The sequence below is a fragment of the Vibrio sp. B1FIG11 genome (assembly GCF_905175335.1).
GTDB classification, from domain to species: domain Bacteria; phylum Pseudomonadota; class Gammaproteobacteria; order Enterobacterales; family Vibrionaceae; genus Vibrio; species Vibrio campbellii.
Genome location: NZ_HG992752.1, coordinates 2,006,109 through 2,017,713 on the forward strand (window position 1 = coordinate 2,006,109; position 11,605 = coordinate 2,017,713).

The following is an 11,605-nucleotide window of genomic DNA, read 5'->3' on the forward strand; positions in this document are numbered from 1 at the left end:
AGAGCAGATATCACTCTGGCTTTTTTTATTTCTATTACAGTCAGTTAAGTCACAAGATCTGACACGACACTTCTCTCTTTCCGCCGTCTTTTAACCGACTCAAATTCTGCCCCGAAACACCCTCTCGTTAATCAGTTCTGAACAGGTGTTTATTTTTCTTTGATTTAACTTAACGGCTCTCATCAATAACCTTAAATGCATCAGGGGATTGCACGAAGCCAATTGAAAATGAAAGAACTGGACGATTACGTAGAGCAGATAAATTTAGACCTGACTAGCGAGATGTTAGAAGAGCTAGGTTGGGTCAGCGATAACGTCCATCAAGTTCTTTATTGGGTTATTGCCGCCATCCTATTCGTTGTAATGATTTGGGGTATTTTCTCATGAAGGCATCCAATCCATCTTATGGTCAGGTTTATTTGGTTGGAGCAGGCACAGGCGATGCGTCGCTGCTTACCATTAAAGCATTTCGTCTGCTTAATCGCGTTGATGTCGTGCTTTATGACCATCTGGTTTCGGAAGAAGTCTTGGAGGTCATCCCACGAAAAACCCTAAAGATCTGCGTGGGTAAACACTACGGTAAGTGTTCGCAAACTCAGGCAGAAATCAACGAAATGATGAAGGGCTACGCAATCACAGGTCTTACGGTATGTCGCTTAAAAGCGGGCGACCCGTTTGTATTTGGTCGAGGCGGTGAGGAAGCGACCTATTTAACACAGCAAGGCATCAACTATGAGGTTGTACCGGGTGTAACTGCGGCACTTGGATGCTGCGCTTACGCGGGGATACCGGTCACTCATAGACAAGTTTCGAGGGGTGTCACCTTGGTAACGGGACGAAACTGTAATGATGCTAGCGAACCTAATTGGAGCGCACTTGCCGCCATCGACCACACCCTAATTTTCTACATGGGACTACACAAAGCAGAAGCGATCGCAGACAACCTCATTGCTCACGGTCTCGCGCCAGATACACCTTGCGCCATCGTCAGCAATGGGACACGAGAAAATCAAAACAAGATCGTTACTACCTTAGCCGGACTGTATGAAACCTGCAAAACGCAAAAACCACCACTGCCAGCGATCATAGTGGTCGGAGACGTGGTTTCCCTTTCACAGTCACTGGAATGGTTTGAGTCCACCGCCGAGCCCTGTTTAGAACGCACGATTCATTAGTTTTTGAAAATAACGAGATAGAACAATGCCTAAGTTTTTAACTACTCAGCAAATGGGTTCGGCGATCGAGGCGTTACGTCAGAGCTATAAGGTGATGGCGCCCGTCTATGAGGAATACGCAGGTCGTTTTGCCCATACCCCAAATTTGGATTACCAAGAATTGGAACGTTACGACCAACTGGAGTGGAAAGAGAAAAGCCACTTTTCACCCAAAGAGATCGTCTTTCCGATTACCGAAACCCTGTTTTGGTTTAACGCCGACGAGTTGCGAGAATCCAGTGTCGATGCGCGCCCTGTGTTTCTGTTTCTCAGAGCTTGTGACATCAATGCGCTCAAAAGCCTTGACTACATGTTTTTAGAAAACGGCGGTCACGAAGACTTCTACTACAAACGTCTACGTCAGAAACTCAAACTAGTACTGATTGAGTGCAGCGAAAGTTTCGAAAACTGCTTTTGTGTTTCTATGGGCACCAACAAAACCGACAACTTCGCCGCTTCAGTGCAATTTAGTGACCACGGCGCCATTGTCACTATTAAAGATCCAGAGCTAGCGCCCTACTTTTCACAAGGCAAAGACGTTGAACACAGCGTCAACTTCGTCAAGTCCAATCCAGTCAAAGTCCGCACGCCAGATTCGGTTTGCGATGATCCGGGTAAAGTACGCGAAGTGTTACTCGGTCATCCAGTGTGGTCAGAATACGATTCACGCTGCATTGGTTGCGGTCGCTGCACTTCCTCATGCCCGACTTGTGCCTGCTTCAACGTATTTGATGTGGTTTATAACCAAGAAGCCAAAGTGGGTGAACGTCGCCGTCAACACGCCAGCTGCATGATTGATGGTTTCTCGGATATGGCTGGCGGTCACAACTTCCGTCATAAAACCGGAGAGCGCTTACGTTATCGCGCCTTGCATAAGGTCAACGACTTTAAGTCTCGCCAAGGCGAACACCATATGTGTGTTGGATGCGGACGCTGCGACGACCGATGCCCTCACTACATCTCATTTAGCAATATCATCAACAAGATGACATCGATTGTAGAGGAGGCGCTCTAATGTGCGATTGTGAAAACAAAATGCTGCCGCAAAGCTACCCGATTATTCATATCGAAAAGCACACCGAACTGGAATGGAATTTTCGCGTTGCGTGCGACTTTCCGGTGCACTACGGACAATTTGTCGAAGTAGGTTTATCCCTTGTGGGTGAAGCTCCTATTTCCGTCTCTGATTACGGCTTAGGTTACGTCGACTTGCTGATACGTAATGTCGGCAAGGTAACTAGCGAGCTGTTCCAATTAAACGCCAGTGATCGCGTGATGATGCGCGGCGCAATGGGCAACGGCTACCCGATGGAAGCATACCAAGATAAACACCTCATTGTGGTCGCGGGCGGCACTGGCGTTGCTCCGGTTAAAGGGCTGATTAACTACTTTCACAACAACCCAAGTGATGTGAAGAAAATGTCTTTGATCCTCGGATTCAAAAACCAAGATGCCGTGTTGTACAAGAACGACTTGCTGAATTGGTCTTACTCCAATCACGTCATCACCACCTTGGATGACGGTGGCGACGAACACTTCTATGAAAGTGGCTTAGTTACCGAGCACATCAGCAAACTTGACCTCTCAGACAAGGAAAACATCCGCGTCATCGTAGTGGGTCCACCGATCATGATTAAGTTCGTCGTGCAGGACTTCTTATCCAGAGGCATTCAAGAAGACCAGATTTGGGTCGACTACGAACGCAGAATGGCCTGCTCAGTTGGTAAATGCGGTCACTGCCGAATTGGTGACAAATACGTGTGCTTGGATGGTCCGGTTTTCCGTTATGACCACGCCAGAACCATGATCGACTAGGAGGGAATCACAATGACGATGGACGTAGATATCATCAAAATGCGCGCTCATGGCGATTACCGCCTATCGAAAGTGCGTGGCGAGTGCATGATCAGCGTGCGCATTCCGGGTGGCATTATGCCCGCATACTTACTCGGTGCTGCGCAAGAGATCGCCGAGAAGTGGGGCAATGGTGTCATTCACCTCACCACACGACAAAAACTGGCGATGCCCGGCATTCGTTATGAAGACATTCCAGAGGTCAACAAAGCACTGGAGCCATTCATCAAAGACATCACCGTTGATACATGCGGCATTGATGTCGAAGACACGCAAGCAGGTTATCAGTCGATTGGTGGACGCAATATCGTCGCATGTCAGGGCAGTCGAATCTGCCAGAAAGCCAATACCGACACCACTGGCTTGGCGCAGCGAATGGAGCGTCAGTTTATCCAAGTAAATACCATTTAAAAATGGTCATGGCAGGCTGTCCGAACGATTGTGCCAAAGCCAATATGGCGGATTTTGGCATCTTAGGTATCGCCAAGATTAATTTCGAAAGTCATCGCTGTATTGGTTGCGGCGCCTGCGTCAAAGCTTGTGCGCACCACGCAGTAGATTGCTTGTCACTCAAAGACGGTAAAGCGGTGAAGGAAGAAAGCAAATGCATTGGCTGCGGCGAATGTGTGCTTGCTTGTCCGACATTGGCTTGGCGTCGAGATCCAAAACAATTCTATATGGTCAAGCTGGGCGGTCGAACTTCGAAGAAGACCCCTCGCGTTGGCAAGATGTTCCTCAATTGGGTAACGGAAGACGTCCTACACCCTGTCATCGACAATCTGTTCGAATTTGAAAAAGAGATGTTGGGCGGTAAGCCGATTTACCTCCACATGGGACATCTGATTGATAAAGGCGGCTACTTGCGTTTTAGAGAGCGCGTCTTAGATGGCGTTAGCCTAAATCCGGAAGCCAAAGTCGCCGAACGTATGTATTGGGCAGAAGATGAATACGTAGCGAACATGCACGTGAAATAGGCATAGTATGAACAAACTAGAAGAAATGTTTAAAGAGGCGTTAGCCCCAGCAGGTATCACCATCAATGGTTCTAAACCGTGGGATATCCAAGTGTTTAACCCAAAAGTGTATGAGCTTGTGATGCAGTCAGGCTCCTTGGGTTTAGGGGAAGCGTACATGTCCAAGATGTGGGATTGCAGCCGCTTGGATCAGTTCTTTGAGCGCGTACTTTTAAACGATATTGAAGGCAAGTTAGGACTGGCTGAAAAGCTCAAGTTCGCCTCTTCCGCTGCGAAATTAAAACTGAAAAGCTGGGTTAACCCACAGAGCATTGAGCGCTGTAAATTCGATGTACCGCACCATTACGACATCGGCAATAAGCTTTACCAAAAGATGCTCGATTCACGCATGACCTACACCTGCGGGTATTGGAACCGAGCTGCAACGCTGGACGAAGCACAAGAGCACAAGCTGGATTTGATTTGTCGTAAGCTCGATCTGCAACCGGGGATGCGTATCCTCGATATTGGCTGTGGTTGGGGCAGCTTTATGATTTACGCAGCGAAGAAGTATGGCGTAATTTGTGATGGTCTGACTCTATCCAAAGAGCAGAAGAAGCTCGGCAGCAAACTGGCGATAGAAAATGGCGTCGTCGCCAACTTCATTTTGAAGGACTACCGCGAGTTCAAGCCCACCGTGCAATACGATCGCCTAGTGTCTATCGGTATGATCGAACACGTGGGACCGAAGAACTATGCGGAATACTTCGAGTGCGCAGAGCGCTTCATGAAAGACGATGGCGTGTTCTTGCTACACACCATTGGTTCACACCACAGCACTACCGCATCGGACCCGTGGATCTCGAAATACATCTTCCCAAATGGCGTTATTCCATCGATGAAAAACCTCGCAGAGGCGATGGAAGACCGATTCAATATCGAAGATGTACACAACTTCGGTGAAGACTACGACAAAACCTTGATGTGCTGGTTCTCCAACTTCCAACACTCTTGGAATCAGATCAAAGGCGATTACAGTGAAGATTTCTACCGCATGTGGAAGTACTACTTACTCAGCTGTGCTGGCGCCTTTCGCTCACGAGATTTGAGTTTATGGCAGCTCGCCCTAACTAAGATTGGTCGCCGCCGTCCACTGACCGTACGTTCCATGTAAGCAATCTGCCTCCAGATTGTGTTTTGAGCACCTTCGTTTGGCTCCAAGCCAGAATGGGCGGTTTCGTTCTGGCTTTTTTTACTGTTTTCCGCTCCCTTCCAAAGCCCGAAAATTCTCAATTAGGGGGCTTTTATAGGGACTCCCCTCGCAAAACCTAATACTTAGTAACGCCTAGTGTTACTTTTAGTATTGTGCGCTATGACTTGTTCAGCATTGATGGCCGTACTGTGCACGCTCAGGCAATCTTCCCCTCAACCAAGGCTCATCCCAACAACCAATACCAGAGCCAGAGCCAGAGCCAGAGCCAGAGCCAGAGCCAAGATACCATTTTGAGAGTCAGCACTATGAAAGTCATCAAATCAATCATCATCGCACTACTATTTATATCGACACTTCCTGGGTGCGTTTCAACGCCCGGTCACTATCGCTTGGCACCCAACGTTCGTCCTACTTTGATGAATGCCAATATCAACGTTCAACCACTGGTCAATACCGCAGTCTCCATTGGCAAAGTCGTACTGCCTTATGCGATATCAGCGGGACACGCTTACGTTAATACGCCTTATTTCCTATTGCGATAAACCCGCCAAACCCATGACGGTCACAACGACAAAAAACAAAGCCGATGCTTCTCAGTGCATCGGCTTTTTTGTTGGTTAGACTTGCTTAACTCATTATTCGCAAGGCGGCGCTAGGTGAATCAAAGCCAATCCCCCCAGTGACGTCTCGCGGTATTTCTTGTTCATGTCTTTGCCCGTTTGATACATGGTTTCAATCACCTTATCCAACGAGATCAAACATTTACTGTTACGCTTTAATGCCATGCGAGAAGCGTTGATCGCTTTCATTGCGCCCATTGCATTACGCTCAATACACGGTACTTGCACTAAGCCACCAATTGGGTCACAAGTCATGCCTAGTGAGTGCTCCATGGCAATCTCGGCCGCAATACAAATCTGCTCATTGCTGCCACCACGTAGCGCGGTCAAGCCAGCTGCCGCCATAGAGGAAGACACGCCAACTTCGCCCTGACAACCCACTTCGGCACCTGAGATAGACGCATTGGTTTTGTATAAAATGCCAATAGCACCGGATACAGCAAGGAAGTCTTTAAGCTGTTTGGTATCCAGCTCTTTGATGAAGCGATGGTAGTACATCAATACCGCCGGAATCACACCTGCTGCACCATTAGTTGGAGACGTTACGACTTGTCCACCAGCGGCGTTTTCTTCACTTACAGCAAAAGCAAACAGGTTAATCCAATCCATGATTTCCATTGGATCGTTTTCGATTGCTGCATTTGCTTCAAGTTTCTTCAGCAAGTTTGGCGCACGGCGGGTCACGTTCAAGCCGCCGTCCAAGATACCTTCGGTCTCGAAACCACGCTCCATGCAACGCGTCATCACACGCCAGATCTGTTCTGCGCGTTGATTAATGGCTTCCATATCCTGAAACGCTTGTTCGTTTTTCAGAATCATGCCACCGAGGCTCATGCCATTCTTCTCTGCTTGTGCCAACATTTCGTCCGCACTGGAGAATGGAAACTCAACTTCTACGGGGACAGTCGCACTGCCATTTTGCAGTTCATCCGACGTTGCGATGAAACCGCCACCGATAGAGTAGTAAGTCTCAAAACCAACCTGGTTGCCGTGCGCATCTAGCGCAGTAATCGTCATGCCATTCTCATGCAGAGGAAGGTTCTCTTCATGAAACAACATATCCGTTTTGTAGCTGAATTCGATTTCATGACGGCCATCGACAGACATCATGCCCTCTTCAATCGCCTTGCGCATCGCTTTGTTCGCAGAAGCGATTTTGATGGTATCTGGTTTGTTACCCAATAGACCTAAAATCGTTGCACGGTCAGTATGGTGACCAATCCCCGTTAACGAGAGTGAGCCGTATAAATCGACTTGAATACGAACCACTTTTGCCAAGTTCGATTCAATCAAACGAGTGAAGTGGTAACCCGCGATCATTGGACCATTGGTGTGAGAGCTAGAAGGGCCCACACCAATCTTGTAAATATCAAAGATGGACAGCATAAACTTACCTATTACGACAATGCAGCATAAAGCCAATCAGGGAGAACCATACAAGCGGCGATGGTCGCCACAGCGAACACCAATAGCCCGTAATGGCTTGCGGTTGGCTTTGCAAAAAGATGTTTTTGATTATTGATAAAGATTTGTTGCTCGGCAGTCACAGTGCCCCAACGACGGCTCACTAACACACCAAACAAAAGGAAGACGAACGTACCAATTGGCGCGAACCACGGCCAAGCCACGTCGAGATACATCGCAGTAAACACCGCAATCACACTCATGATACTGCCAACGATCACGCCTTTCTCATTGGCTTTCGCCCAGAATAAACCAAGCACGAATGAACCAAGACGGATACCAACAAAGATGGAAGTCAGGCTAGCGATGGTTTTGAGTACCGATTCATTCGATACCGCTAGAAGAGCTGGCACCACCACCATAGCCGCAGCAAGCAAACTCATCTTTCTTGCGACTTTTTCGTAGTGCTCATCATCGGCACTTTTGCGAACGAAACGCTTGTAGATATCAAACGTCGCGACGGTCGCCATTGAGTTGTAGGTCGAATCCAAGGTCGACATTGCAGCCGCTGCCAATGCGGAAATGATCAAACCAACCACAATTGGGTTAGTGTGGTTGAAGACGAAATCCAAAATCACTTCGTTGCTGTTTTCAAACGATTGATCTTGATAGAAAACACTCAGAAGGACACCTAGTACCGCAAAGAATAAGTACACAAAAAACGCACCATAACCACACAACAGCATCGACTTCTGCGCCGTCTTTTCACACTTCGTCGCTAGCGTGCGTTGGATGATCAGTTGGTTGGTGCCGTACACACTCAGATGCAAAAAGCTCACTGCAACCACGCCTGCCCAGAGTGTGGTATCCACGCCTAAATCAAAGTCTAAGTTGATGATATTCAGGTGATCACGAGAAAGGTAATCTGCCGCATTTATCTCTGTCACTAACATAGCAAAGATGGCGATGCTGCCCGCAACTAATACTGCGGATTGCAACATATCAGTCCAGATCACCGTAGAAATCCCGCCCGCATAGGTATAGCAAGCGGTGAAAATGCTGATGTAGATAATGGCTTCAGAAATACTGATGGGCAGAACTTGCACTAAGATCAACGCCACGGCATACAGAATCACACCCGCAGAAATGCATTGCACCACAATAAACACTATCGAGTTGATGGTTCTTGCATACACCCCAAAGCGATGCTCAAGGTATTCATAAATCGAAGTCAGACCCAGCTTATAAAAGACAGGTACAAAGAAGATAACAGTGAAAAAGATAACGATGGGATAGTTAAGGTGAATACTCATCGCTTCCATGCCAGAGCTATAAACCCAACCAGGCATCCCTACAAACGTCATCGCACTAATGTAAGTCGCAAGTATCGAAACACCCGCCGTAAACCAGCCAAATTGCTTTCCACCCGTGGAAAAGTCGCCACCATTGCTGTAGCGCTTATTCACTAAATAGCTGATTAGTATGGTAATTGATACATATAAAGCAATCACCACAAAACTTGAGTACGTAACCATTTTGAGGTTTTCCTAATTCTGGGTAGCTAATTATTATGCCCAGATATTACTTTAAAAAGGCACTTTCAAACGATAAACCCACTGTAAGTGTGATTATTATCACTAATATAGGCGAAAATGTATTCAATATCGCCAAAAACACCAATTAGTGAGATCCTTATCACTAAAAACCAAATAATGGGTACGCATTCATTTTAAAATTGATTTTGATCACGGATCTAATAACCTTAAAAAAACTATGATTCACACCGACACGAAATCGAAGATGATCCAAATAAGATCGTGTTCATTAAGTTTGAATAGCAACAAATCCTAAGTGAAATAGAGGTTTATCGGTCATGAATGCCAAAAGACACATGAGCGAAGTTCCTATGATTCAAAGGGTAGCTGCCTATCTAGCGATACTGGTTGGTTACTTTTTCTATTGTTATAACTTTGTAATTATTGACTACGTACGCCCATACATCGTTGAAGCGTATGATGGTATTAGCCTGTCAGACACTGCCCAGTTCTATACATGGCAGTCGGTTGGTGCACTTATCGGTGCATTGAGCTGTGCTTGGTTCGCAACAAAATTTGGTAAGAAATCCACTCTTATTACCATCACAGCCCTAAACGGTGGCGCAACGATCATCAATATGATGTTCACCGACTACACAACATGGGCAGCAATGCGTTTCATCATTGGTTTGTCACTGGGTGGTTACTTCACCGTAGCAGTGAGCCTGATGATCGGCCTATTTACGCCAACGGTACGTGGTAAGTTGACGGCATTCGCGTCTTCTATGTTCTCTGTAGCACTGATGGTAATGGGTGCGTATGCAGCATTTATTGCAAGCATCGATGCACCATGGGAAAGCCTAATGCTTGTTGGTGGTATCCCACCATTGGCAGCCGCTGTGGTCATGATCTTTGTGCTACCTAGCGACAGCAAAGTGATCGCTTACGGTGAAGAAGAACAAGCAAAAGCGGAAGAATCAGACGCACCAGCGAAAACAGGCTCTTGGGGCGAAATGCTAAGCAAGCCTTACCGTAAGATCACATTAACGTGTCTATTGCTGGCTGGCCTTAACTTCTACGGTTTCCAATTCTTTGGTGGCTTCGTAACCACTTACCTACGTGATGTACGTATGTTCGACGGTGCAACCATCGGTCTCATCTTCTCTATCTCAGCGTTTGGCTCACTGTTTGGTGCGTGGTTCTGGGGTTGGGCGGCTGACAAATTCGGTCGTAAGGTGAACGCATTTGGCTTCATCCTCGCGGGCATCATGGTTTCAATCTTCTTTGTTGCACCTGGCGACATGGTGATTGGCGGCCTAAACATGCTGGCTCTACTCGGCCTGATTTACAACTTCGGCCTGTCTTCTTCAGCGGTATGGGGTGGTTACTTCTCAGAACTGTTCCCAGCACACCTACGTAGCTACGGCGCAGCGCTATTCCACGGCGGTCGTATCCTCGGTATGTGGGCACCAATGGTACTTATCTTCATCCAAGAACGTACCGATCTACAAACCGCGATGTGGGGTTCACCAATCGTATGGATCCTTGCTGGTCTTCTGTGGCTGTCACTGCCAGAGACACTAAAAGGTGGCGTGTTCGATAAGAGCAAAAAAGCCGAAGCAGCAAAAGCGTAACTGAATTTCAAAAACTCCGGCTGGCTCCCAGCCGGATGAAAAAACTTAATTTCGAGTCCTGTTCCCAAAGCCGACTCGACAGCAAATAAGAGAGTTTATTATGTCTAAATATCAAGAAGCGAAACGCGTTGTACGTGAATACTTCAGCGCAATGGAAAACGCAACTCACGAGAACGTGGCAGAAGTACTAAAAGCACACACTTCAGAAGATTACCTATGGCGTGGTGTTTACCCATTCCGTGAGCAACAAGGCGCTCAAGCAGCAGCTGACGTTTTCTGGGCTCCTTTGATGAAATCAATGACTCGCATGCAGCGTCGTCAAGACATCTTCATCGGTGGTGAGAACGAAGTAACATCAGGTGAAATCTGGGTAATGAGCATGGGTCACTTCATGGGTCTATTCGACGCTGAATACCTAGGCATGCGCCCAACTGGCAAGATCATGAACATCCGTTACGCAGAATTTAACTGTGTTGAAAACGGTAAGATCACTAAGACTGGCCTATTCCTAGACCTTCTAGGCGCGATGGACCAAGCGGGTTGTTACCCACTACCACCATCAACAGGTAAGCACTTTGTATACCCTGGTCCTCGTAACCACGACGGTCTACTGTTCGAAGACGCAGCACCAGAAGAAGGCGTAGCAACACTAGCACTAGTGAACAAGATGGTTGATGACCTATCCGCACTAAACGACAGCGGCGCAATGGGTTGCCCACCAGAAGTTCTTGAGAAGAGCTGGTCTAAAGACATGATCTGGTACGGTCCATGTGGTATCGGTGCGTCTTACACAATCCCTCGTTACCAACAGCAGCACCAATTGCCGTTCCGTAACAACCTAAAAGACAAGAAGTTTAACGGCCACGTATGTCGTTTCGCAGAAGGTAACTTCTCTTGTTTCTTCGGCTGGCCAAACCTATCTAACACACCAATCGGTGGTTTCCTAGGTATGACAGGTGGTGAAGTACGTGCAGACATGCAAGTGGTTGACGTTTACTACCGTGACGGCGACAAGCTATCTGAGAACTGGGTACTGATCGACCTTCCTTACTGGCTAAAACAGCAAGGTCTAGACGTATTCGAGCGTACTCAGCAGATCCTAAACCCTTCTCTATAAGAAGTCCTAGGGGCGGATTGTCAACCCGCCTTTATGTTGCCTGAATCCCCCTCTCGGTTCA

Annotated in this window: 10 protein-coding genes and 1 pseudogene; 9 read left to right on the plus strand and 2 right to left on the minus strand. The window is 47.4% G+C overall.

The features are described from left to right. Positions 1-228 precede the first annotated feature (228 nt). The 7 genes and pseudogenes from KHO06_RS25585 to KHO06_RS25615 all read left to right on the plus strand — a co-directional run bounded on the left by KHO06_RS25585 (position 229) and on the right by KHO06_RS25615 (position 5,776). On the plus strand, positions 229-387 hold the full coding sequence (locus tag KHO06_RS25585; protein ID WP_167391664.1) for a hypothetical protein: 159 nt from the start codon (positions 229-231) through the stop codon (positions 385-387). After that, a complete protein-coding gene (gene cobA, locus KHO06_RS25590) occupies positions 384-1,175 on the plus strand; it encodes a uroporphyrinogen-III C-methyltransferase (protein WP_212582862.1) in 792 nt (263 codons plus the stop codon). The genes KHO06_RS25585 and cobA overlap by 4 nt, the downstream gene beginning before the upstream one ends. A gap of 25 nt (positions 1,176-1,200) precedes the next feature. Then, positions 1,201-2,229, plus strand: a complete 1,029-nt coding sequence (gene asrA, locus KHO06_RS25595; RefSeq protein ID WP_212582863.1) for an anaerobic sulfite reductase subunit AsrA — start codon at positions 1,201-1,203, stop codon at positions 2,227-2,229. Then, the gene (gene asrB / locus KHO06_RS25600) at positions 2,229-3,029 is read left to right on the plus strand and encodes an anaerobic sulfite reductase subunit AsrB (protein ID WP_009706541.1); all 801 of its coding nucleotides are present in this window, start codon (positions 2,229-2,231) and stop codon (positions 3,027-3,029) included. The genes asrA and asrB overlap by 1 nt, the downstream gene beginning before the upstream one ends. A 12-nt stretch (positions 3,030-3,041) precedes the next feature. Then, positions 3,042-4,042: pseudogene (gene asrC, locus KHO06_RS25605) on the plus strand (sulfite reductase subunit C). Positions 4,043-4,049: 7 nt separating this feature from the next. Beyond that, positions 4,050-5,195, plus strand: a complete 1,146-nt coding sequence (gene cfa, locus KHO06_RS25610; protein WP_212582864.1) for a cyclopropane fatty acyl phospholipid synthase — start codon at positions 4,050-4,052, stop codon at positions 5,193-5,195. A 344-nt stretch (positions 5,196-5,539) separates the two neighbouring features. Next, entirely contained in the window at positions 5,540-5,776 is a 237-nt protein-coding gene (locus KHO06_RS25615; RefSeq protein WP_212582865.1) for a hypothetical protein, read from the plus strand. A 93-nt stretch (positions 5,777-5,869) separates the two neighbouring features. Here the strand turns inward: KHO06_RS25615 and KHO06_RS25620 are convergent, their stop codons facing one another. Both KHO06_RS25620 and KHO06_RS25625 read right to left on the minus strand, forming a co-directional pair. Beyond that, a complete protein-coding gene (locus KHO06_RS25620) occupies positions 5,870-7,240 on the minus strand; it encodes an L-serine ammonia-lyase (protein ID WP_212582866.1) in 1,371 nt (456 codons plus the stop codon). An 11-nt stretch (positions 7,241-7,251) separates the two neighbouring features. Beyond that, entirely contained in the window at positions 7,252-8,793 is a 1,542-nt protein-coding gene (locus KHO06_RS25625; protein WP_077262690.1) for a sodium:solute symporter, read from the minus strand. Between the two features lie 338 nt (positions 8,794-9,131). On the opposite strand from KHO06_RS25625, the gene KHO06_RS25630 reads away from it, so the two are divergent. After that, entirely contained in the window at positions 9,132-10,427 is a 1,296-nt protein-coding gene (locus tag KHO06_RS25630) for an MFS transporter (RefSeq protein WP_038890470.1), read from the plus strand. 100 nt (positions 10,428-10,527) lie between these two features. Continuing rightward, complete coding sequence (locus tag KHO06_RS25635) at positions 10,528-11,544, plus strand: nuclear transport factor 2 family protein (protein ID WP_005374772.1); 1,017 nt, start codon at positions 10,528-10,530, stop codon at positions 11,542-11,544. The last annotated feature ends 61 nt before the right edge of the window (positions 11,545-11,605 follow it).

Coding starts and splice junctions, on each gene's coding strand:
- KHO06_RS25585 (WP_167391664.1), top strand. CDS start 229: ATGAAAGAACTGGACGATTACGTAGAGCAGATAAATTTAGACCTGACT.
- cobA (WP_212582862.1), top strand. CDS start 384: ATGAAGGCATCCAATCCATCTTATGGTCAGGTTTATTTGGTTGGAGCA.
- asrA (WP_212582863.1), top strand. CDS start 1,201: ATGCCTAAGTTTTTAACTACTCAGCAAATGGGTTCGGCGATCGAGGCG.
- asrB (WP_009706541.1), top strand. CDS start 2,229: ATGTGCGATTGTGAAAACAAAATGCTGCCGCAAAGCTACCCGATTATT.
- cfa (WP_212582864.1), top strand. CDS start 4,050: ATGAACAAACTAGAAGAAATGTTTAAAGAGGCGTTAGCCCCAGCAGGT.
- KHO06_RS25615 (WP_212582865.1), top strand. CDS start 5,540: ATGAAAGTCATCAAATCAATCATCATCGCACTACTATTTATATCGACA.
- KHO06_RS25620 (WP_212582866.1), bottom strand. CDS start 7,240: ATGCTGTCCATCTTTGATATTTACAAGATTGGTGTGGGCCCTTCTAGC.
- KHO06_RS25625 (WP_077262690.1), bottom strand. CDS start 8,793: ATGGTTACGTACTCAAGTTTTGTGGTGATTGCTTTATATGTATCAATT.
- KHO06_RS25630 (WP_038890470.1), top strand. CDS start 9,132: ATGAATGCCAAAAGACACATGAGCGAAGTTCCTATGATTCAAAGGGTA.
- KHO06_RS25635 (WP_005374772.1), top strand. CDS start 10,528: ATGTCTAAATATCAAGAAGCGAAACGCGTTGTACGTGAATACTTCAGC.